At 65.5% G+C, this 22,304-nt stretch carries 17 protein-coding genes, 1 tRNA gene, 1 pseudogene and 2 riboswitches; of the genes and pseudogenes, 13 read left to right on the top strand and 6 right to left on the bottom strand.

Translation table 11 applies throughout. From position 1 onward, the window contains the following. Window position 1 precedes the first annotated feature (1 nt). Window positions 2-2,305 (bottom strand): 5-methyltetrahydropteroyltriglutamate--homocysteine S-methyltransferase, encoded by a 2,304-nt coding sequence (metE, locus tag ST3T6A_RS0108130; protein WP_026359535.1) that lies wholly within the window; start codon window positions 2,303-2,305, stop codon window positions 2-4. 114 nt (window positions 2,306-2,419) lie between these two features. Then, a riboswitch (cobalamin riboswitch) is annotated at window positions 2,420-2,629 on the bottom strand. A 115-nt stretch (window positions 2,630-2,744) separates the two neighbouring features. Further along, a riboswitch (cobalamin riboswitch) is annotated at window positions 2,745-2,991 on the top strand. Between the two features lie 172 nt (window positions 2,992-3,163). On the opposite strand from metE, the gene ST3T6A_RS0108125 reads away from it, so the two are divergent. Beyond that, window positions 3,164-5,320: a TonB-dependent receptor gene (locus ST3T6A_RS0108125; RefSeq protein ID WP_019832418.1), complete on the top strand. Its 2,157-nt coding sequence runs from the start codon at window positions 3,164-3,166 to the stop codon at window positions 5,318-5,320. 140 nt (window positions 5,321-5,460) lie between these two features. On the opposite strand, the gene tgt is transcribed toward ST3T6A_RS0108125, so the two are convergent. Next, window positions 5,461-6,588 (bottom strand): tRNA guanosine(34) transglycosylase Tgt, encoded by a 1,128-nt coding sequence (gene tgt / locus ST3T6A_RS0108120; RefSeq protein ID WP_019832417.1) that lies wholly within the window; start codon window positions 6,586-6,588, stop codon window positions 5,461-5,463. Window positions 6,589-6,688: 100 nt separating this feature from the next. On the opposite strand from tgt, the gene ST3T6A_RS0108115 reads away from it, so the two are divergent. Continuing rightward, window positions 6,689-7,120, top strand: a complete 432-nt coding sequence (locus ST3T6A_RS0108115) for a DUF3617 domain-containing protein (protein ID WP_019832416.1) — start codon at window positions 6,689-6,691, stop codon at window positions 7,118-7,120. A gap of 4 nt (window positions 7,121-7,124) precedes the next feature. Here ST3T6A_RS0108115 and ST3T6A_RS0108110 read toward each other — a convergent pair whose 3' ends face one another. Continuing rightward, window positions 7,125-9,080: a putative bifunctional diguanylate cyclase/phosphodiesterase gene (locus ST3T6A_RS0108110; protein WP_235785751.1), complete on the bottom strand. Its 1,956-nt coding sequence runs from the start codon at window positions 9,078-9,080 to the stop codon at window positions 7,125-7,127. 266 nt (window positions 9,081-9,346) lie between these two features. Here ST3T6A_RS0108110 and moaA point away from each other — a divergent pair, with 266 nt between their 5' ends. The 7 genes from moaA (at window position 9,347) to ST3T6A_RS0108075 (ending at window position 17,381) form a co-directional block, all read left to right on the top strand. Beyond that, entirely contained in the window at window positions 9,347-10,384 is a 1,038-nt protein-coding gene (gene moaA / locus ST3T6A_RS0108105; RefSeq protein WP_019832414.1) for a GTP 3',8-cyclase MoaA, read from the top strand. Next, on the top strand, window positions 10,381-11,181 hold the full coding sequence (locus ST3T6A_RS0108100; protein ID WP_019832413.1) for an NAD kinase: 801 nt from the start codon (window positions 10,381-10,383) through the stop codon (window positions 11,179-11,181). The genes moaA and ST3T6A_RS0108100 overlap by 4 nt, the downstream gene beginning before the upstream one ends. A gap of 77 nt (window positions 11,182-11,258) precedes the next feature. Continuing rightward, window positions 11,259-11,333: transfer RNA gene (locus ST3T6A_RS0108095), tRNA-Asn, on the top strand. 909 nt (window positions 11,334-12,242) lie between these two features. Beyond that, on the top strand, window positions 12,243-14,327 hold the full coding sequence (locus ST3T6A_RS0108090) for a hypothetical protein (RefSeq protein ID WP_019832412.1): 2,085 nt from the start codon (window positions 12,243-12,245) through the stop codon (window positions 14,325-14,327). After that, window positions 14,324-14,956, top strand: a complete 633-nt coding sequence (locus tag ST3T6A_RS0108085) for a hypothetical protein (RefSeq protein WP_019832411.1) — start codon at window positions 14,324-14,326, stop codon at window positions 14,954-14,956. Before ST3T6A_RS0108090 ends, ST3T6A_RS0108085 begins: the two co-directional genes overlap by 4 nt. A 23-nt stretch (window positions 14,957-14,979) precedes the next feature. Then, window positions 14,980-15,900, top strand: coding sequence for a hypothetical protein (locus ST3T6A_RS0108080; protein WP_157602593.1), 921 nt, complete (start codon window positions 14,980-14,982; stop codon window positions 15,898-15,900). Further along, on the top strand, window positions 15,897-17,381 hold the full coding sequence (locus ST3T6A_RS0108075; RefSeq protein WP_019832409.1) for a KAP family P-loop NTPase fold protein: 1,485 nt from the start codon (window positions 15,897-15,899) through the stop codon (window positions 17,379-17,381). Before ST3T6A_RS0108080 ends, ST3T6A_RS0108075 begins: the two co-directional genes overlap by 4 nt. Here ST3T6A_RS0108075 and ST3T6A_RS0108070 read toward each other — a convergent pair. Beyond that, entirely contained in the window at window positions 17,378-18,694 is a 1,317-nt protein-coding gene (locus ST3T6A_RS0108070) for a hypothetical protein (RefSeq protein ID WP_157602590.1), read from the bottom strand. The two genes, ST3T6A_RS0108075 and ST3T6A_RS0108070, sit on opposite strands and share 4 nt — an antisense overlap. 47 nt (window positions 18,695-18,741) lie before the next feature. On the opposite strand from ST3T6A_RS0108070, the gene ST3T6A_RS0108065 reads away from it, so the two are divergent. Further along, complete coding sequence (locus ST3T6A_RS0108065; RefSeq protein WP_019832407.1) at window positions 18,742-19,122, top strand: hypothetical protein; 381 nt, start codon at window positions 18,742-18,744, stop codon at window positions 19,120-19,122. Window positions 19,123-19,207: 85 nt separating this feature from the next. Next, entirely contained in the window at window positions 19,208-19,828 is a 621-nt protein-coding gene (locus tag ST3T6A_RS0108060) for a hypothetical protein (protein ID WP_019832406.1), read from the top strand. A 311-nt stretch (window positions 19,829-20,139) separates the two neighbouring features. Here the strand turns inward: ST3T6A_RS0108060 and ST3T6A_RS21800 are convergent, their stop codons facing one another. Continuing rightward, complete coding sequence (locus tag ST3T6A_RS21800; protein ID WP_193378619.1) at window positions 20,140-20,349, bottom strand: hypothetical protein; 210 nt, start codon at window positions 20,347-20,349, stop codon at window positions 20,140-20,142. Between ST3T6A_RS21800 and ST3T6A_RS22225 the strand changes: the two are divergent. Both ST3T6A_RS22225 and ST3T6A_RS21795 read left to right on the top strand, forming a co-directional pair. Continuing rightward, window positions 20,329-20,625 (top strand): annotated as a pseudogene (locus tag ST3T6A_RS22225) (antitoxin Xre/MbcA/ParS-like domain-containing protein); the annotation flags it as partial. The gene ST3T6A_RS21800 and the pseudogene ST3T6A_RS22225 overlap by 21 nt on opposite strands. A 30-nt stretch (window positions 20,626-20,655) precedes the next feature. Then, window positions 20,656-20,802, top strand: coding sequence for an antitoxin Xre/MbcA/ParS toxin-binding domain-containing protein (locus tag ST3T6A_RS21795; RefSeq protein WP_193378618.1), 147 nt, complete (start codon window positions 20,656-20,658; stop codon window positions 20,800-20,802). A gap of 156 nt (window positions 20,803-20,958) precedes the next feature. On the opposite strand, the gene ST3T6A_RS0108050 is transcribed toward ST3T6A_RS21795, so the two are convergent. Continuing rightward, window positions 20,959-22,254, bottom strand: coding sequence for a hypothetical protein (locus ST3T6A_RS0108050; protein ID WP_019832404.1), 1,296 nt, complete (start codon window positions 22,252-22,254; stop codon window positions 20,959-20,961). Window positions 22,255-22,304 lie beyond the last annotated feature (50 nt).

The following is a 22,304-nucleotide window of genomic DNA, read 5'->3' as shown; positions in this document are numbered from 1 at the left end:
GTTACGCCTCGACCAGCAGTTCGGCGCGGAGCGTCCGGGCCGCCGCGACCATCGCCGCAATCGCCGGCTTCACCTCCTCCCACTTGCGGGTCTTGAGGCCGCAATCGGGGTTTACCCAGAGCTGCTCGGGCCGCAGATGCCGCCCCGCGAGCCGCATCAGCGCGACGATCTCCGCCTCCGTCGGCACGCGCGGCGCGTGGATGTCGTAGACGCCCGGCCCGATCGCGCTCGGATAGCGATAGCGGGCGAAGCCTTCGAGCAGCTCCATCTGCGAGCGCGCCGTCTCGATCGAGATCACGTCGGTGTCCATCGCGCCGATCGAGGGCAGGATGTCGTTGAACTCCGAATAGCACATGTGGGTGTGGATCTGGGTCGCGTCCGCCACGCCCGCCGCCGAGAGACGGAAGCAGTCCACCGCCCAGTCGAGATAAGCCTGCCAGTCGCGCTTGCGCAGCGGCAGGCCTTCACGGAGCGCCGCCTCGTCGATCTGGATCGCCTTCGCGCCGGCCGCTTCGAGATCGAGCACCTCGTCGCGGATCGCGAGCGCGATCTGGCGGCAGGAGGCCTCGCGCGGCTGGTCGTCGCGGACGAAGGACCAGTTGAGGATCGTCACCGGGCCGGTCAGCATCCCCTTGACCGGCTTGTCGGTGAAGCCCTGCGCCGTCCGCCACCATGCGACGGTCATCGCCTCCGGACGGGAGACGTCGCCATAGAGGATCGGCGGCCGCACGCAGCGCGAGCCGTAGGACTGCACCCAACCGCTGGTGGTGAAGGCGAAGCCGGAGAGCTGCTCGCCGAAATATTGCACCATGTCGTTCCGCTCGAACTCTCCATGGACGAGCATGTCGAGGCCGGCCTCCTCCTGCCAGCGGATCGCGCGCTCGGTCTCCTCGCGGAGGAATTGTTCGTAGGCCGCATCGTCGAGATGGCCGCGGACATATTCGGCGCGGGCGTGGCGGACTTCCGCCGTTTGCGGGAAGGAGCCGATCGTCGTCGTCGGGAAGGCCGGGAGGCCCAGCACCTCCGCCTGCGCACGGGTGCGCTCGGCATGGCCTGAGCGGCGCTCGCGCATGGCGGACGTCACGCCGGCGACACGCTCGGCGACCGCCCTGTCGTGGATGCGCGGCGAGGTGCGGCGGTTGGCGGCGGCCTTCGTCGAGGCGGCGAGTTCGGCGGCGACGCTCCCCCGCCCCTCGTTGAGCGCACGCTTGAGGGTGGAGAGCTCCTCCACCTTCTGCACGGCGAAGGCGAGCCACTGCGTCACCTCCTCGTCGAGCTTCGTCTCCAGCGCGAGATCGACCGGCACATGAAGCAGCGAGCAGGACGGCGCCAGCACCAGATCGCGCGTTGCCGCGATCGGCTCCAGCCGGTCGAGCAGCGCTTCGAGATCGGCGCGCCAAACATTGCGCCCGTCCACCACGCCAAGCGACAGCAGCAACGACCTGGGCGCCGCCTTCAGCACCGCATAGAGCTGCCCCGGCGCCCGCACCAGATCGACGTGCAGGCCCGACACCGGCAGCGTCGCGGCGAAGCTCAGATTGTCGTCGAGACCGCCGAAATAGGTCGTCAGCATCAACTTCACATTGCAGCGGCCGAGCTTGGCATAAGCGCGGGTCAGCGCCTGCCGCTGCGTCTCGTCGAGATCGAGCACGAGGATCGGCTCGTCGATCTGCACCCAATCCGCACCGGCATGGGCGAGCTGCCCGAGGATCGCGACATAGAGACCCAGCACCTCGTCGAGCATCTCGAAGGGATCGACGCCGCGCCCCTTGGCGAGGCTGAGCCACGTCACTGGCCCGAGCAGCACGGGCCGCGTCTCATAGCCCAGCGCGCGCGCCTCGCGATATTCGTCGACCAGCTTGAGCCGACCCAGCGCCAGCCGCTGCCCCGGCACCAGCTCGGGCACCATGTAATGGTAATTGGTGTCGAACCATTTGGTCATCTCGCACGCCGTGAGGCTGGCATGGGCATGGCCGCAGCCATCCTCCGCGCCCGTCGTGCCGCGCGCCATCGCGAAATAGGTGGCGAGATCGGCCTGACCCGCGGCCGCGCCGTAGCGGTCCGGGATCGCGCCCAGCATGACGCTCATGTCGAGCACATGGTCGTAGAGCGAGAAGTCGTTGGACGGCAGCCAGTCGGCCCCCAGCGCCTTCTGTCGCGCCCAGGCGGCGGTGCGCAGGCCTGCTGCGGCTTCGAGCAGCTCGGTCTCGCTGGCCTTGCCCGACCAATATTTCTCAAGAGCGAACTTCAGTTCGCGGCGCGGCCCCACACGCGGGAAGCCAAGCGTGGCAACGGTAACAGTCATGGTCTCCAACCCCGAAGAGGGGCGGGAAACCCGGGACCGGGCACAGGCAGCACACACGCCCGGACAAGCCCGGCCGCGCATCTGCAAGCGACCAGACCGGGCACCCCGCCGGTGGACGTTATCGCGTCGGAGGCAGGTCTCCTGGCTCACGGGTCAACGCGGACGGTCTGGCCTTCCCGGCAGGGCGCGAGCCCCGCCAGTGACACGTAACGACCGCCGCTCGCCGCTTACAGTTGCGGGGGCAGCGCCGGTTTCACACCGGCTTCCCGTCTTAGCTCCGGCGCGGACGAATCCGACCGGAGAACCTCGACCCCCCAAGCATCCGCTTCGGCCATGCTCTCGTCAAGTCGGATATAAAGATTTCCTTATATTGTTATGAGCGCCCTTAAAGCGGTTGTCTCCCACTGCCCGCGCGGATAACCAACGCGTCGCGGGCCTCGTGTCCGCAGATCGCGCCGGTGCCCCGAAAGGGGCTTAATAGGGAACGCGGTGAGGACGGCCCGGCCGCCCGAATCCGAGGCTGTCCCTGCAACTGTAAGCGGCGAGCGCGATGCACAGGTGCGGCGGGCAGAATGTCCCGAGCCGCCAGCCACTGGGCCGGACGCTAAATCCTGCGAGGCCTGGGAAGGCCGTGCATCAAGCGATGACCCGCGAGCCAGGAGACCTGCCGGCGTCTGGTCGCTCTTGCCTGGTCCAGGGGATGGCCGAGGCACGGACCTGTCCGGTCGAGCGACGTCATGCGGCGGGGGCCGCCTGGATGTCGTGGACCAGGTGTGGCGCCGCCCGGTCCGCGCGCCACCGTGCGCGTGCACGGCAGGCCCCGGCCCGACGCTGCTCGGCGCCGAGGGGTTTTGTTTCATGTCTCGCCATCGTTCCGGCCGTCTCTCCCGCCGGGTTCGCGATCTTTCGCTGCTGTTCGCCGCCGTGCCGCTTGCTCCCGCCTGGGCGGAGGATGCACCGGCGGCGGAGAACGGCTCGATCGTCGTCACCGCCTCGCGTGTCGACCTGCTCGGCAAGGCCGCGACCGCCAGCCAGGGCTCCATCACGCAGAAGGAGGTCGCACTCCGGCCGATCTACCGCCCCGGCCAGCTCTACGAGAGCATCCCCGGCCTCGTCGTCACGATCCACTCGGGCGAGGGCAAGGCGAACCAGTATCTCATTCGTGGCTATAATCTCGATCATGGCACCGACTTCGCCAATTTCGTCGACGACATGCCGGTCAACCGCCCGACCAACACCCATGGTCAAGGCTATTCCGATCTCGGCTTCCTGATCCCGCAGGTGGTGAGTGGCATCGACTACACCAAGGGGCCTTACACTGCCGGGATCGGCGATTTCGGCTCGGTCGCCTCCTCCCACACGCGCCTCGCGAACGAGATCCCGACGCAGGTGTCGGCGATCGTCGGCACCGAGGGCTATCAGGCGCTGTTCGGCGCCGGTACCGTCCATCTCTCGGGCGACCAGCGCCTGCTCGGCGCGGTCGAACTCGGCCATTATGACGGGCCGTGGAAGCCCGGACAGGATTTCAAGAAGGTCAACGCCGTCCTGCGCTACAGTCAGGGGACGGCCAGCGACGGCGTCAGCCTGACGGGCATGTACTATAAGAGCGCGGGCGGGCTCATCACCGACCAGCCGCTCCGCGCGATCGAGGACGGCACGATCAGCCGCTTCGGCACGCTCGACCCGAGCGATCACAGCCGCTCGCTCCGCTACAGCCTCTCCACGCATCTCGATAAGCCGGTGGGGCCGGGCCAGCTCGCGGTCAGCCTCTACGGCATCCATTCCACCATGACCCTATGGAACAACTTCACCCACTATCTCGACGACCCGATCAACGGCGATCAGGAGCAGCAGGACGAGAGCCGCACCACGCTGGGCGGTCTCACCACCTACACGCTGCATCACGATTTCGGCACGATCCAGAGCGAGACGGTCGTCGGCTTCCAGGGCCGCTACGACACCGTCTTCGTCGACCGGCGCCACACGCTGAAGCGCCAGACGCTCGACTATTGCATGCTGGAGCAGGAGGACGGGCCGGCGCTGCCCTATGCGGCGGTCGGCGGCTATTGCAACGCGGACCGCGTGCATCTCCTCGACCTCGCGCCCTATGTTCAGAACACGCTGCACTGGACGCCATGGCTGCGCACCATCGTCGGCTTCCGTGAGGAATATTACCACGCCACCGACACCAGCCGCACCAACGGCGGCGGCGGGACCGGCCATCAGTGGCTGGCCCAGCCCAAGGCGAGCGTGGCGATCGGGCCGTGGGCGAAGACCGAGCTTTATTTCAGTTATGGCCGGGGCTTCCATTCGGACGATGCGCGCGGCGTGTTCGGCACGGTGCCGGGCGAAGGCGTGCCACTCGCCGCCGGCCCGACACCGCTGCTCGCCAAAACGACGGGCAAAGAGATCGGCCTACGCTCCGACATCATCCCCAAGCTCTCGCTCCAGCTCGCCCTCTTCGAGCAGGATTTCGGCTCGGAGCTAGTATACAATCCCGACGTCGGGCAGGACGAAGCCGGCGCACCCAGCCGCCGCAAGGGCGTCGAGGTCTCGGGCCAGTATCACCCGTTCCGTTGGCTGGAGCTGAACGCCGATCTCGCCTTCTCTCGGCCGCGCTACCGGACGGCGGATCTCGCGGCCTTCGGGCTGGCCGGGCCCTACATCGCCGACGCGCCGAACTTCATCTACTCGGCGGGCATCCTCGTCGATGGCCTCGGCCGCTGGTCGGGCGGCCTGCAATGGCGGCGGCTCGGCACGCACCGCCTGAGCGACGGCGACGCCTTCCCGACGGACAAGGGCTATAGCGAGTTCAACCTCGACATCGCCTATGCGGTCTCGCCGCACTGGAAGCTCGGCGTCGGTGTCTTCAACCTGTTCAATAGCAAGGATGAGGCCGCCGATTACTACTACACCAGCCGCCTGCCCGGTGAGCCGGCAGAAGGCGTGACGGGCTATCAGGTCCATCCGCTGGAGCCGAGATCCGCTCGCTTCACGATTACCGCGACGCTTTAAGAGGCTAAATGCACCCGGCTCCGCGCTCTGCGCCGGGCCGGCTGCTAAGCCACTGGTCACGACCATAAGCTAAGTCCCCATCACCGCCATCCGCCCGAGCGACCGCCCGTCCGAGCGCCCCATCCTAGCGTAAGTCTCGCTTACTTCCCCCGCGCCCCGTATCGCGCCCGGAAGCCATCGGCGAAGCTCCTTAACCGCCCCTCCGCGATCGCGGCGCGGAGTTCCTGCATCAGGCGCTGGTAGAACCAGAGGTTGTGCTCGGTCATCAGCATCGCACCCAGCATCTCGCCCGAGCGGACGAGGTGGTGGAGATAGGCCTTCGACCATGCCGCCGTCGGGCTCTCGGGATCGAGCGGGGACTGGTCCTCGGCGAACCTGGCGTTGCGGATGTTGAGCGGGCCGTCCCACGTAAACGCCTGCCCGTTGCGGCCCGAGCGGGTCGGCAGCACGCAGTCGAACATGTCGATGCCGCGCTCCACCGCGCCGACGATGTCATCGGGCTTGCCGACGCCCATCAGGTAGCGCGGCTTCATCGGATCGAGCTGCCCCGGCGCATAATCGAGGCAGGCGAACATCGCCTCCTGCCCCTCGCCCACCGCGAGGCCGCCCACCGCATAACCATCGAAGCCGATGTCGAGCAGCGCGTCGGCCGAGGCCTTGCGCAGCGTCTCGTCCAAAGCGCCCTGCTGGATGCCGAACAGCGCCGCCCGCGCCGCATGGTCCCCGCCGCCGTCGAACGCATCGCGCGAGCGCTTCGCCCAGCGCATCGAGCGCTCCATCGCCTTGGCCTGCACCTCGCGGGTCGAGGTGGTCGGCACCAGTTCGTCGAAGGCCATCACGATGTCGGAGCCGAGCAGCCGCTGGATTTCGATCGAGCGCTCAGGCGAGATCATGTGGCGCGAGCCGTCCACATGGCTGGCGAACGCCACCCCTTCCTCGCTCCGCTTGGTGAGCGCGGACAAGGACATCACCTGATAGCCACCGCTGTCGGTCAGGATCGGGCGATCCCACTGCATGAACTTGTGCAGGCCGCCGAGCTTCGCCACCCGCTCGGCGCCGGGACGGAGCATCAGGTGATAGGTGTTGCCGAGGATGATGTCGGCGCCGATCGCGCGGACGTCAGCGGGCTTCATCGCCTTGACGGTGGCGGCGGTGCCGACCGGCATGAAGGCGGGCGTGCGGATCTCGCCGCGCTGCATCTGGATGGTGCCGGTGCGCGCCCGGCCGTCGGTGGCGGCGATCTGGAAGGAGAAACGGGGCTTCGTCATGGTCGTGCGCTTTGCCTCGTCCTTATGGCGAAGTCGAGGCGGGCGCGCCTTCCGTGTGTCACTCCGCCGCGATACAAGGCGTCAACAAGGGAGGTTGCCGATGCGTATCCTGTCTTTCGCTCTTCTCGCGTCCCTGCCGCTGGCCGCTCAGGCCGCCGGACCGATATCGCCGGGCCTGTGGGAGAACAGCAGCACCGTCACCTCGGTGGACATGCCCGGCGCGCCGCCCGGCATGATGGCCGCCATGAAGACGCCCCACACGATCCGCCACTGCGTCACGCCCGAGGAAGCCGCGCGCGGCCCGCAGGAGGCGATGAAGCATGACAGCAAGTGCCAGGTGAAGAATTTCACCATGGCGGGCGGCGTCTACCGGGTCGACATGATGTGCCCGAACATGACGATGCACAGCGAAGGCCGCTTCACGCCGACGAGCTACAGCAGCACCGGCACGATGACGACCAGCGGCGCGCATGGCGGCATGAAGATGAGCTTCACCGGATCGGGCAAGCTCCTCGGCCCCTGCCCCAGATAGGGGACTAGCGGACCAGTTCCTCCAGCGTCCTGGCGTCGACCGGCGGGGAGCAGAGGAAGCCCTGGAAGAAGTTGCAGCCCGCCCGCGCCAGCAGGGTGAGCTGGTCCTCCGTCTCGACGCCTTCCGCGATCACCGCGAGGCCGAGCGAGCGGCCCATGTCGATCACCGAGCGCACCACGATGCGGTCGCGCGGGCTGCCGACGATGTCCTGCGCCAGCCGGCGGTCGATCTTGATCGTGTCGAGCGGCAGCGCCTTCAGATAGGCGAGGCTGGAATAGCCCGTGCCGAAATCGTCGATCGCAACGCGCAGGCCTCCCGAACGCAGGTCCGCGAGAATCTCGGCGGCGTGGCCCAGATCCTCGATCAGCCCGCTTTCGGTCACCTCCACGGTCAGCCGCTCGCGCAGGCCCGTCGCCTCGGCGCGCGCCAGCATCCGGCCGGCGAAGCCCGGCTCCGCGAGATCGGCGGCGGTAACGTTGATCGCCACGCGCAGGTCGGCCAACGCGCCCTCCCACGCGGCGGCGGCATCGATCGCCTTCGCCTGCACATGGTTGGAGAGTTCGACCAGATAATCCGAGCGCTCGGCCGCCGCGAACAGCGCCTCCGCGCCCAGCTCGCCCAGCACCGGATGCCGCCAGCGCGCCAGCGCCTCGACGCCGACGATCCGCCCCGTCGCCACCGACACCTGCGGCTGCCAGAGGATCTCGATCCGGTCCTCGTCGAGCGCGTGGCGGAGGTCCAGCTCCAGCCGGCGATCCTCGGCGCGGCGGCTCTGCTGCCCTTCGGCGAAGACGCGCACCCGCCCCGCCTCGCCCTCGCGCGCATCGGCCAGCGCGAGGCTGGCGCGGCGCAGCAATTCGCTCGCATCCCGCTCGTCGGGCCGCGAGCCGGCGATGCCGATGCGGGCGGTGAGCGTCACGACATGCTCGCCCGCCACGAAGGGGCGGCTGATCGCCGCGAGCAGCTCGCCCGCCAGCATCTCGGCCTCGTCGATGGTGCTCGGCGTCGGCATCCCGATCGCGAACTCGGCGCCGGCGAGGCGGGCGACCATCCGGCGATGCGCCGCCAGAGGCCCGGCGATCCGCTCGATCCGGCGGGCGACCGAGCCGATGATCGTGTCCCCCACCGCGCGCCCGAAGGCGGCATTGACCGTATCGAAGCGGCTGAGCCCGATCACCAGCAGGATCGTCGGCTCGCCACGCGCCAGCCGCGCCTCGATCCAGCGCCGTGCGCCATGGCCGTCGTCCAGCCCGGTCAGCGGATCGCGCGGGCTCGCCCCGGCCCGCTCGCCGTCGAGCGGCTCGACATGGCCGATCACGGACGGCCCGCGCGCGCCGCCCTTCTCCAGCATGAGATGATGCGCGACCCGGCGCCCGTCGGCGGCATTGTGGGCGAAGGGAGCGACGCCGCCCTCCTCGCGCAGCCGCGAGACGGCGTGGAGCGCCGCCCGCATCCCGCCGCGCCCGAGCAACCGCTGCGCCTGCCCGCGCGTCACCTCGACGCCGCGCTCCGCCAGGCCGCTGGCGCGCGCGAGAGCCGGGCTCAGCGTCAGGATCGCCGGCCGATCGGGCGACCAGCGCCAGATCATCGCCTCGTCCGCCGTCATCCGCGCCTCGCCGGCGGCGACCCGGTGGCCGCTCGCAAGCCGGTCGGCATGGCGCTTGGCGAAGCGGAGCGCCTGCGCGAACTCGCCCTCCGCGAAGGGCGAGGTGAGATAATGCGTCGCCCCCGCCTCAAACGCCGCCGCCACCGCCGACGCCTCGCGCCGGCCGATCAGGAACAGCAAAGCCGCGCCATTGGCCTGCACCGCGTCCGAGAGCGCGCGCGCCGCGCCCAGCCCCTCGGCCAGCGTATCCCGCGCGTCGATCACCGCCACGCGGGCGCCGCTGGCGAGGAAGCGCCGCTCCAGCCCCTCGCTCCGCCGCGCGGCGAAGGCCGCCCAGCCGGCGCGCTCCGCCATGCGGGCGATTTCGTCACGCTGCCGGAACGACAGCATGAACAGAGGCGTCGACCCGGCCGGAGCTTCGTCGCTGATGGAAATCTCTTGTCTCCTGCGGGCGCGCCATGGGAGCGCACCCCACTATCCCGTGCGCCACGCTAGCCGCCGCTGCGAGCGTCGCCAACGGGCTTTGGCGGTCGTCCTGTCCCGCCTTGGGCAGGATTCGGCCCTCCTGCTCGCTCCGGCCGGCCTTGTCGAGCGAGGCCGCACGGCTTAGCTCTGACAGGATGACCAGCGTCGCCCCTCCCCCTGCCCGCGCGTCGGCGGACGCCGCGATGCTGCGCGACGGCTTCGGGCGGCGGATCGACTATCTGCGCATATCGGTGACGGATCGCTGTGACCTGCGCTGCCGCTATTGCATGGCCGAGGCGATGAGCTTCCTGCCCCGCCGCGAGCTGCTGTCGCTGGAGGAACTGGCCGAGCTGGCCGACGCCTTCATCGCGCGCGGGGTGCGCAAGATCCGGCTGACCGGCGGCGAGCCGCTCGCCCGGCGCGGCCTTCCCGATCTGGCGCACGACATCGGTCGCCACCTGAAGACCGGCGCGCTCGACGAGCTGACGCTCACCACCAACGCCACCCGCCTCGCCGAGCAGGCCGACGCGCTGGCGCGGGCCGGCATCCGCCGCATCAATGTCAGCCTCGACAGCCGCGACCCCGCGCTGTTCCGTCACATCACGCGGACGGGCGACGTGGCGCAGGTGCTGCACGGCATCGCCGCCGCGAAGGCCGCCGGGCTCGCGATCAAGATCAACATGGTGGCGCTGAAGGGTCTCAACGAAGGCGAGATCCCCGCCATGGTCGAATGGTGCGGCGCGCAAGGCTTCGACTTCACATTGATCGAGACGATGCCGCTCGGCGTCGTCGAAGAGGATCGCACCGATCGCTATCTGCCGCTCGACGGCGTGCGCCGCGCGCTGGAGGAACGCTTCACGCTGCTGCCCGAGACCCACCGCACCGGCGGCCCCGCGCGCTATGTCCGCGTCGCCGAGACGGGCGGGCGGCTGGGCTTCATCACCCCTTTGACCCACAATTTCTGCGAAGGCTGCAATCGAATGCGTGTGACCGTGCAGGGTCGCCTCTACATGTGCCTCGGCCACGAGGACCACGTCGATCTCAAGCAGGCGCTGCGCGAGGGCGGCCGCGCCGCGCTCGACGCGGCGATCGACGAGGCGCTGGCCCATAAGCCCCAGCGCCACCATTTCCAGATCGCCGGACGCAACGCCGCGCCCGCCGTCGATCGCCATATGAACGTCACCGGCGGATGAGCCGCGGCGTGGGCCGGGAAGACCGGCGCGAACCTCGTCTGGCGCTGGTCGCCTCCCCCACCCCTGCCGCGCAGGCGGCGGAGGCGGAGATGCGTCAACGCTACGAATGGACCGGCATCGCCGACGCCGACATGGTGGTGGCGCTGGGCGGCGACGGCTTCATGCTTCAGACGCTGCACGCCATGCTGGACCAGCACGAAATTCGTCCCGTCTTCGGGATGAACCTCGGCACTGTCGGCTTCCTGATGAACGAGTGGCGGCTGGACGCGCTGCACGATCGCCTCGCCCGCGCGCGCGCCTTCTCGGTCGCCCCGCTGCGCATGGAGGCCGAGACGGTCGATGGCGAGCGCTTCGCCAGCCCGGCGATCAACGAGGTCTCGCTGCTGCGCGAAACGCGGCAGACGGCGTGGATCGAGGTGAGCGTCGACGGCCGCACTGTGCTGCCCGAGCTGGTGTGCGACGGTGTGATGGCCGCGACGGCGGCGGGATCGACCGCGTACAATCTCTCCGCACAGGGGCCGATCCTGCCGCTGGGCTCGGGGCTGGTGGCGCTGACGCCGATCAGCGCCTTCCGCCCGCGCCGCTGGCGGGGCGCGATCCTGCCCGAGACGGCGCGCATCTCCTTCCGCGTGATCGATCCGGTGAAGCGCCCCGTCTCCGCCGTGGCGGATCAGCGCGAGATTCGCGACGTGGCGGTGGTGGACATCTCGATCGACCGCTCGATCGCGCTGACGCTGCTGTTCGATCCCGAGCACGCGCTGGACGACCGCATAACGATGGAGCAATTCGCGGTTTAGTTGTGGATAACGCGCAAACGGGGTTGCAAGGCCGGAAAAGCTGATGCATAGGCCCGCCCACGCCACGAGGCAAACGTTCCCCGGTAGCTCAGCGGTAGAGCATCCGACTGTTAATCGGACGGCCGCCTGTTCGAATCAGGCCCGGGGAGCCATTCTTTTGACAAGGGGCGAATCTGCCCTTTTTTCAAGGCCTTGCAGTTTAAGATCGCCATATAGGTTATTTTTGACCGCGATCTTATGCGCCGTAACCCTTTGGGGTTGCGGCTTTTTTTGTTCGTATCTCATCTGGCCTGTCCAGCTTTCTCCCCGCAGCTGAATTGCCCCAAGCTGAATCTGATGAGGCGCTCTGCCGCCTCCCGATTTCATCCTGCTTCGTTCGCTTCCCTCGAACATGGCAAAGCATCCTTCAAGAAAATTTGCGGATTACACGAATCAATCCGCCTCCTCCCTTTGGTTTTTGATTGATCTCACAACAACTCTCAATGGCCAGGGTACTGAAGTGCCTAGACAGGGCACATATATGCCGCTTTTCTGTCCTACACTGCCAAACTTCGGCTCGATCGCACTCATCTCCAAAACAATATCTTATAAATCGGGCCTTACAACCAAAGCGGAGGCTCCCATTTGCACTCTGCGATTCGGAGATTTTAGCTTGAGCCAAACTTTCTCTCACTCAGGGAATGGTTAGAACTGGGCCGCCAGCTGCTAGGCCGCTTTCAGGCATCCCTGTAGCGAAAGCGGAAGTTTATATCGATGAATTTAGCCGACAAGTTCTGAGTGAGAGCGACCGGGCAGCTTTCGGGGTGACTGCTAAGCGACCCAGCGACTTCGACGTGCTAAGGAATCATTTGATCAATTCCGACACAGGAGAGTAGGCATCATCGAAGAGGAATGCAGGTTCCGCGAATGGAATTTGCGGAGGCTGTCGAGACTTAACCGATTTGGGGGTAATTTGAGTCTAGACCAGTTCTGCGAAATGAGCTGAAATCCCACGGGATTTTGGCTAGGTGGACAAGTCGACGTTCGGTCCCGACGACAGGCGGGACCGAAAGGTAAGGGGGTTGATCGAGTTGCCGAATCTGGTGTTCCCGCGATTGTCGCGTCTGGCGATCAGCGGCTACGAGCCATATGTGAACGGCTCACAAGACGGGTTCGACCACCTGTTCCTTCCGGGCGTGAACGTGGTCGTCGGTATCAACGGCCTCGGCAAGACCACCCTCCTCAACGTGATCTTTCGAATGCTGGTTGGCCCATACGACCCCGCAAAGGGGGATCGGGATCGCCCTGGCCGGCGTCAGGCGGGACTGATCCGCGACAGGAACTTCAGCTTCTTCTCGCAGCGCGCGAAGGACGGTGCCATCGACGCCACCGCCACCGCCACGTTCCTGTTCGGCTCGCGAACGCTCAAGGTGAAGCGTTCGCTCCGGGATCTCTCGCTCATCGAATACGCCGTGGACGGCCACGACGTGATTGCGGCGATCGATCCCATCGAGTCAGATGCCGAACTCATGGACAAGATGGCCATGCTCATGAACTTCGACGTGGCCGGGGCCAAATCGAGAACGTCGGAGAGCTATCGCTACGATTACGACTTTGTGGTGCGCAACCTCATCTTCTTCCTCGAGGACAAGGTCCCGCTGATCTGGAATCCCGACGGTCAGTTCGTGATCCTGCGCATCCTGCTGGTCGACGAGCAGCTCTCAGAGGCTATCGCGAAGGCCCGCAATGACGTCTTGCGCGCGGACAGCCAATACAGGAACCGGCTCTGGGCCTCGAACAAGCTGCGAGAATCTATCAACGACGAGCTGGAGGCGATGCCGGACGCTACGGAGGAGATGGAGGAATACTCTCTCCTGGTGAGCGAGGTGGCGGCCCTCGACGAAGCCCGCCACGATCTCTTGGCTCAACGCGAGTTCTTCAGCGGGGAGATCGGAAAGACTGAGGACAACCTTCTGCGCGCACGCGCCGACGCGTTCGAGGCCCAGGTCACCCTTCGCAGCCTCGAGGCAGCCTACTTCCAGCAAGCCTTCCGCGCGGTGCGCGCGCCGGGTGACCTGATCCTGCAGTCGCTCGCTTCGCACGAGGGCTGCCTCGTCTGCGGGACCAAGACGGAGGCCACATACGAACGCGCCCGCATGCTCATGGAGCATCATCAATGCCCGGTCTGCGAAGCGGACATCTCGGTCGGCGAGGAGAACATTGAGGATCTGAGCGACGCCCGCCTGGAGGAGCTCAGGGCTGCCGAGGCCACCGCAGAGCAGAAGCGCCGGCTGGTCGATCGTCTCACCCAGATGTCCGCCGACCTGAGCGTCCAATACCGACGCGCGAACGACGATCTCCAGCGGACGCTCACCCACCTCGAACAGGCTAGGCGCCGCGAACGGAGCGAGGCCCAGCGGGCGGAACAGATCGCCAAGGTCGCCGAATTGCGCGGGCGGCTCGACGAAATCGACGCGGAAGTCGCCTCTTTGCGGGCTGAGTTGGACGGCCTCGTCGCGTGGCACAAGGGTCTAGTCGAGCAGTCGAAACACTACATCGCCGATAAGCACGAGGCGATCATCAGCGCCTTCCAGGAATATGCCTCGGCCTTCATGGTGGAGGACTGCAGGCTGCGGTACCGCACCGATCGTGAGGCCAGGGTCGCCCAGTCCGACGAGAAGATCGACTGGCCGGCCTTCGAAGTCTATCTCGCTTCCGGCGCGGATGCGATGCCGACGGTGCGCAATTGGCACACCGAGGTTTCGGAATCCCAGAAGGAGTTCATCGATCTCGCCTTCCGCATGGCGCTGCTCCACGTGGCGACGACCGGCAGTGCATCGATGCTGGCCGTCGAGACGCCCGAGGCCAGCCTCGACGCGTTCTTCGTCGAGAAGGCCGGCGCGCTTCTGAGAAACTACGCCGCCGCAAACCACGACAACGTCCTTCTCGTAACCAGCAACCTGACGCGCGAACGCATGATCGCGAGACTTCTCGGCACTCCGGATGCTGAGGATCTGGACACGCGCAAACGCCGGACCCTCAACCTTCTGAAGATCGCGCGGCCGACCAAGGCGTATCGGCAGAACCAGGAGTTCTACGACGATCGCTACGGCGAGGCGGTAGGCGAGCTGAAGGCCGGGGAAGAACGGGAGTCCGGCGACCGGTGATCGACGAACCGATCCAGTTCGGCGGCGCCCCACATCGGCTGCGGGGCTGGCTGATCTTCGTCCTCGAAGAGGCCACTCGCCAGGGCCTTGCCCCCGTGAGCCAGGAGAAGCTGCATCTGCTCTTCTTCTACGCGGCCGTCCTCGCCCCGGTGCACGGCGTCGAAGAACCCGTTCCAAAGATACTGAAGTTCCGCGACAGGCCCTTCTATCCCGAGGCCCAGGAAGAGCTGCTGCGCCTCGCTGCCAGCGGTTTCGCATCGTCTGAAGCACGCAGAAGCATCCGGGACGACGGTTGGGAGTCCCGGTTTGCCATCACGGCGGCCGGCGTCGAGGTGTCGAGCATCCTGAAGCGCTCGCGCTGGGGACGGCGGACCTCAGGCTTCGTGCAGGATCTCGTCGCCAGCTTCGCCGAGCTCGACCCGGACCATGCGGACCAGATTATCGACCAGGATGCGACCTTCCGGGATGGCCGGATGGCCGTGGGCGACATCCGCGACCTCAGAGAGGAGAATCTCGCGGCGGCGACTGCGCGCCACGTCGCCGACTTTGAGGTCGACGGAGTCCGGCCGGGCGCCCGCGAGAGCATCGCCCTCTACTTCGACTATCTGCAGGCGAGGCGGGCAGCCTGATGGCCACAACGCCACCTCCACCGATGTCCCCAGCAGAGATCGCTGCGATGTCGGCCGCGCGGCGCAACTTCTCGCACCGCCTCTTCGACAGGGACACGCAGTTCGTCGAGACCGTGCTCGACTGGCTGCTCGCGGAACGCGCCGACGGCCGGCTGGCGACAGGCGCTCCGGTCACGTTGGTCCTGCACGACTTCCTGCCCACCGCGACCGCGCTGGGACCGGCAGTCGCGCTCAACAACGGCGCGGCGGTCGCCGGGGCCGTCCACCTCTGCAACGAGAGCCTCACCCGCGCGGCGATCGCGCTCGGCGCGACGGACCTGAACACGGCGGCAGCGCATCAGGCCGCACTCGATCAGCATCAGCTCGGCGCACAGACTTCTGTCACCTTCAACCCGAACACGGGCGCGGTCCAGGTAAGGCTGGGGTGCCTGCAGCTCGCTGCGCCGGTCGAGATGATGCTGTCCGCGCATCTGGCGACCGCGTGGCAGAATGGAGGGCTCACGGCCCTGCCTTTGTCGCTCAACGACTTCCATGCCGGCATGACCCGCGACGACGGCATCGGACGCCTGTTCTTCGAGGGCGGCGCGCCGCGGTCGCTCCTGAGGATGTACTATAGGAATGCGATCTATCTCTTCCTGAAGTTCCAGGTGGGGGTCCGCAACGCGAACGGCTACCGCATCACGCCCAAGGACCGCGTCGTCCGCGTGACCAGGACGTCCGATGCTGAGACGGTGGCGGTCACCGCCATCTGCCCAGGCGCGGCTGACGAGGCTGCGGCGGCGGCCGCCGTGATCCGAATTCTCACCGACGCCAATTCCCGTCTCGCGCAGGACGGCGTCGCCACCCACATCACCTGCATGGACTGCCCATCGTTGCAAGGACCGAACAACGAGTGCGCCACCGCGCCGCTCAGCCTGCGGCACCGCCACATCGAAGCAGCATGACCGGTCGCCCGTCCCTCGTTGACAGCAATCCCATCCGGAAGCCCGGCGACGACCTGTTCGGCAGATGGCCATTCGCTAAGAGCGTGGCGAGAATCGTCCGCGACCCGTATAACTCCGGGCTGCTCGTCCTCGGCATCGAAGGCGCGTGGGGAGCCGGCAAGTCAAGCGCGCTCCAGATGGCTGCCGAGGAACTCACCCGCGACGGACGCCACCGGGAAGTTCTGGTCAGCGCGTGGCGCACATCCAGTCAGGAGCAGTTCCTCGCAAACCTGTCCTACGCGATCTCGACGGCGATCCGCCGCGACTGGCAGAGCGCAGCGCGACGGATCGTGCTAGCGAAGCTCGCACGGCAGTCGCTTCCGATCCAGATCGCGATCTTCACACCGATCTTCTATCTCATGGCGCTCTACTTTCTGCCGGACGTCAGGGGATGGTCGCGCATCGTGGCGAACAACCCCAAGACCTGGATCGAGGGACTGGGAGTCTTCGGCCTTCCGGTCCTCGGCTATTTATTCTCCAAGCTGTCCCAGCCGGCGGTGGAGACATTCCGGTCGATGCTAGGAGGCACCAAGGCGGACGCCATCGGCGCGTTGGAGCGGTTCGCGTTCGACTTCGACGTCCTCGCTGCCGCCCAACCGCGCGGAACGCGCTTCGTGGTCCTCGTCGAGGACTTGGACCGATGCTCGCCCGCACACGTCATCGACGTGCTTAGCGCCATCGCCCAACTCGACGGCCATCCCAAGGCGAACCGCATCGCCTTTCTTCTCGCCTACGAGGGCGACAAGCTGATCAAGAGCATCGCCGAGGCCCTCAAGAAGGACGGGGTCGCCGAGAAAGCAACGGACCTAGCCCGCGACTATCTCGAGAAGGTCGTGCATCTGGAACTGCCGCTGCCGGACCTCGCATCCGGCATCACTTCGACCAATCCGCGCAGACTGCCGCCCACCCCGACGGTCGTTCGCGGCGCGCTGGTCAGTCTCGCCTTTGTGGCCGTCGCGGTAATGCGGCTGGCAGGCCCTTGGGCAAACTGGGCGGCCGCATGGACATTCGTGTCGATCGTCCTGCTCTTTGCCGTCGAGGGCATCGCACGAAGATTAATGAGGCCGCGTCACGAGAGATTCGAACCTGAAGGCTGGAACGAGGCAACCTCACAAGTTCAGCCGTGGCTGGAGAAGCTGCCACTCCGTCAGCGCGCACGCGTACTGAGTCGCGCTCGCGCGGCACTGATGTTTCAGCCCCAGGGTGCCCTTTCCGCCTGGGAGGCGGTGTCGATAGCAACGCTCGCCTCGCGCTGGCCCGAACGATTCAGCCGCGAAAATCTCAAGGCGATGATCGGAACCAGCGTCGTCGACATCGGCAAGGACTTCATGCTTCAGGAGGTCACGGACGCGATAAAGGCAATGGCGGCGGCATCGCTCGAAACGGCGCAGTTCACCGATCCGGCGAAACTCTATGCCGTCGTGTCAACGTTCAAGCGCTAGCAGGCGAAGACGACGGCATCTTCGGAGAGACCAAACTGTCCGCCTTGCTGGGCGCTCAGCCGCATCGCCCGCAGCGGCGAATGCCGCACTAGGTCGAGCCCCATGTCCTGACCGAGCTCAGCAATGATCTTAGGGGCATCAACCCCGATGCCGGCATAGCTGCTGCCCCCGACGATCACGGTGATCAGCCCCCCGGGGCGGATGCGCTCGGCGAGGTCGGCGATGATCCCCTCCATGTCGGCGAAGTAGGAGCGCAGCATCGACGGTATTCCCCGATGCCAGAGCTGGGACCGGCTTTCCTCGACCGCCTCCAGCGCCCGCAGGAATTCCGGTGAGCTGCCCGCCGGTTCCCGGCCTTCCCTGTTAAGCTGGACGTGCGAATGCATTGTCGCCAGCCGCAGCTTCCGGTTGTCCTGCCCCGATCTCAGATATCCCAGCATCCATAGTTCAAGGTTGTAGATATCGGTATAGTCAAAGCTGTTTGGGTACGGGGGCGAAAAGATTGCGCAATCTGCCTCCGGCAGATCCGCCGTCTCCACCCTCGCATCACCGTGGTGCACGCGAACATCGCCCTGTAAACGGTTACTGAATCGGACGATGTCGCTGTAGCCGGCATTGCAGGCGCCACGCATCGCATCCACGACATGGCCGCCCGTGACCACGCGCTTGTCCCACCCGCGCCGATACTTCCTACCCTTTCCGTTCACGACGACGTTGCTCACGTCACGCAGGACCGAACCGAGCATCACGCGAAGGAACGGCCTGTGCTCCTCGCGGGCGAGGTCGATCGCGTCCGCGAACGCCCCGATCTGCGCGGCAACGGGAGCGTTGAAGACCCAACGCCCGCCGTCGCCAGGTTCGATCAACGTCGAGGGGGCGTGCGCATACCGCGCCAAGCCACCGTCCTTCGGACGCCCACCCAGCACCGCAGCGATGTCGGCCGATAGCGCACCCGTATCGTAACGACGCGTCTTGGCCGCGATCAAGTCGGCCATGAAGGGATTCACCTCCACGGTGTCGCAGTCGATGCCAAGGAAAGAGCAGACCAGCGCCGTAGTCCCCGATCCCCCGGTCGGGTCGATGCAGCGCCCGACAGGCCGGCTGTTCTCTTGAAGGGCCTCCATGACGAGACGCGGCGAATACGCCTCCTTGAAGCGAAACCAGCGTTGATACGCCAGGTCAGCCGCTCCCACGTTGGACGATAGCGACCCCTCGCCGTGAGGAAATAGCCAGTTCTGCAGCACTGGCGCTCCCATAAGCAGGTTAGCCGGGAACGTCGAACGTTCTGCGAAGCCCATTTCCAAAACAGTCATATTCGAATACTAATACGAATATGTCGCGACCGCGAGCGGAAAATCGAATGACCGAGTGGGAGCGGACCGCCCTGTCGCAGGCGATCCGCAAAACCGTCATTTCCCAAGGAAATTACAGCTCGATCGTGCGGGAGACCGCCGTTCGACAACCGGTCGTGAGCCAAGCCCTCCATCGACGCCTCGTCGTCCGCACCCAAGCCGTCGATCGCCTATTCGAATACCTTCTCCCGAATTCGAGCCCCTCCCCCGCATCAGACCAGGACGACAAATCTGCGGCGGACGAAGACGCCCTCCGGCGAAGGGAAAGGCTCATCGGGATGCTCGACCGCCTTAGTGACGGCTCGGATGAGGCTGACGATCGGCTCGCATCCATCCTCGCCGCGCTCGGCGTCTTCGCCGGGCCCGGCATCGATCAGCAGCAGGGCTGATCACCCTTCCCATCTTGACGTCGACCCCACGCCATCGGGATATGCCGCCTGCGCCCTTCCCGGGTGTCGAGGGGCCGAGACCGAAATGACGCTAGAGCGCTGGGATCCGCTTCGCAGGCGTTGGATCTTCTATGCAAGTCAGCAAGAGCAATCTGCTGATTGCAGGGCCAATCCGTTCGAGAAGGTCCCGGGAAAGATCTTCCTCGACACGAACGTCGTGAACCTCATCGTGAAGTGGCCGGAGCAGGTCTTCGAGAACGTTCCCGCTCCCATGAGCGTGGACGAGAAGACGGCACACGACATCGAAGCGCTGATGCACGTCTTCTTCACCGGCCAGAGGGCTTATTGGGAGCTCGCCGCATCGGCCAAGACCATCGAGGAAATCTCAAACACGCCGGACGAGGACGTTCGCGAACGGCTCATGGATTACGCGATCCAGGTGGCCGACCAGATCAGCGCGGGCAGCCGCCACGGTCGGGACCTCGGTCGCCGTCTCAACGACAGCACTCTTTTGAGCGCGCTTCCCGACCCGAACGATCGAGAGCTTCTCGGCAACGCGATCGGCATGGGCTGCGACGTGTTTTGCACGCGTGACCACAAGACGATCATTAAAAAGCGCCACCTTCTACCGGCGCTTCCACTTCGCATTCTGACGCCGGTCGAGTGGTGGCAGACGATCAAGCCGTGGGCAGGATTATGGTGCTAAGATCATCCCGCCATGATGAGCATCTGGCTGTGCGTTTGATTAAGCGATCGCTTTCGGATCGCCGGGATCGCTGCCAGATGTCGGATGTCGGGGCGTTAAGCTGAATTTTTCAGGTATTCTTTTGCATCAACGGCAATCATACCTAAAATAAAGTACAATAAACTACTAAAATCGAGACCATACCTCCACGATAGGCGTTATATTTATGATTATCGCTTTTTTTGATACATCCTTCTATTGCGTTATACTCCACCGAGTTTTGCAAATCCTTTACCCGTGAAATCGCCTTCACAAGTTGATCAATATTCGCATCAGGCAGGTCCAGACTTGCCGCGAACAAGCTTGCCTTCTGCCCAAAGCCCCATGCCGCGAAGTCGATCGGCCTGCGGCAGCGTTACCTGGGCGATACGATCGTCGTCATCTATAACGCGATCGCCGAATTGCCGAGCGCGACCCGGCGGCAGCTCACGCGCGAAAAAAATCAGCTGCGCCGCAGGTTGATGGAGGTCGCGACCGGTCATGAGTCGCCGGCCCCCGTCGAGAGTGGTCGGGTAACCCATAGCTGTGGAGCCGGACTGGGGGAGTCAATCTCGATCGAGGAGGGGCGACAGCGGCTGCTCGACTATGCGTCGCCGCGGCCGCTCAGGAGCTGGGCGGGCCCTGTCGCCGGCGCCGGCGAAATAGAAGCATCGCTGGGGATTCCTCGTTCGACACTCAGCAAGTGGCAGCAGCGCAAGGCGGTTGTCGGTCTCCTTCGTGGTGAGCGGAAACTGGCTTATCCGCTGGTCCAATTCGTGGACGGCAGGCCGCTGGAGGGAGTTGCCGATGTGCTCCGCCTGGCGCCGGACGCGCGATCCGGATGGCTGTGGCTGCGACAGGCGCATGGCGCGCTCGACGGCCACGCACCTTTGGAGTTGCTGAAGGCGGGCCGGAAGGTGGACGTCGTCAAGGTTGCCCAGCGCGATTTCGCGTGACGGGATGCTAGCCCCCGAGACGTCAGTCTCACTCACCCGGCGCTTCCAACCTGTTTCGCCGAGACCGAAGTCGGACCGCTGATCGCGCCAGCGGAAGCTGAGCGCGTCACGACTTGGATCGAGGACACCGTAGCTGGAGGTGATCGCTTCTCTAACCTACATGAAGGATTTCAGGGCATCTTTTCTTTCAATGATACGATTGCCCAGGAGTTGCAGTTCCACGACTCTGGCCGTGACGCCAAAGTGATCGGCAGCATCCTCATATGCATCTTCAGCCAGGTCACCGGCTAAGACCGTCACAAGCGATTCAATCGGGCAGAGTAATTCAGCGGCGAAGCCAATCTGCGCCTTCTGTCGGTGCGTCCGGCTGCGGGTCACTGGCCGAAGCGGCTCCCCGTTCTTTTCCAGAATCCGATCACCAAAAATGCGCGCGAGATCGAAGCGCCGTCCATTCCTGTACCGAGAACGCAGCACGATGTTTGATCGAGCACCAGGTTCATTCAGTTCGAACGACAGAGGTGCTCCTGTGGCCGACGCTGCAGTCGCGCCTTTCATCACACCGGTCATTCCACAAAGTAGATCGTCGGTTACGACATCGCCCGGCTTCTCCAGCGCACGCAATGCCCTCGCCGCACGAACGCCCTGCCGCCAAGCCGAGGTTTCCCCGCAGGATTCCCGATATCCATCTCCAAGTGTCGCGGCATCGCCCGATCGAGCGCTGATGCCATTCCTGTTGACCAACCCGACGAGTTCCATGCGATCGAGCGGAGCCCGTTCTCCCGGACCGTCAGCGGCGAGTTCCTCAATAGCCTCGGTCCCTAGTTCCTCGCTCTCCGCCTCTAGTTGCTCGATCAGCGCATCGTCCGCCTCGCCCGGATCCCAGCCCAAAAGTGCCTCAAGCTTACGGAACCGTGCTAATCGGGGATCTGCGCGCTCAACGGTAAGCGCTTGCCACAGATCGGCGAGATTGGTGGCCCCGACTTCGGAAACGCGCAACCGCTCCAGCACACGGCGCACGAAATCATCAATTGCCGTCTCAAAATCTGCGGCGCTGACGGAAAGCGGCAGAGAAGACAGATAGCGCAATGGCTGGCCTGGACCAGGCTCGGTCGGGACCGGATCGAAGAGGATTTGCTCGCCATCGGTGACGATGGTGATATTCGGCCAGATCCATCCGCCGCCGATCGTCGCTGTCTTGTGGGCGAGTTCCCAGCTTGAGGTCCGCCGAAAGGGCTCCCAGCGCAATCGCCACCAGTTCCAGGTCAGCCACTCGGCAAAATGATAGGCAGGGAGAGGCGCGTGGCGCCGGGTACGCCCCGCCAAACGATCCTCGATCTCGGTCACCCACCGATCGCCCGCACGAATCCCGAGCGCAGCGTAGGTCGCGCGCGTCTCAGGCGGGCCATATTCAAGCCCTTCCCAAAGACTCTCTATTTGAAGGCCTTCATCCATGAAGTCCCTTAGTGTCGACTCCCGGGAAAGGCACAAGCCCTCTGCGATCG

Origin of the sequence: Sphingomonas sp. PR090111-T3T-6A, from assembly GCF_000383095.1 — a bacterium.
Lineage (GTDB): Bacteria > Pseudomonadota > Alphaproteobacteria > Sphingomonadales > Sphingomonadaceae > Solisphingomonas.
This window is presented reverse-complemented; position numbering and strand designations above follow the sequence as displayed.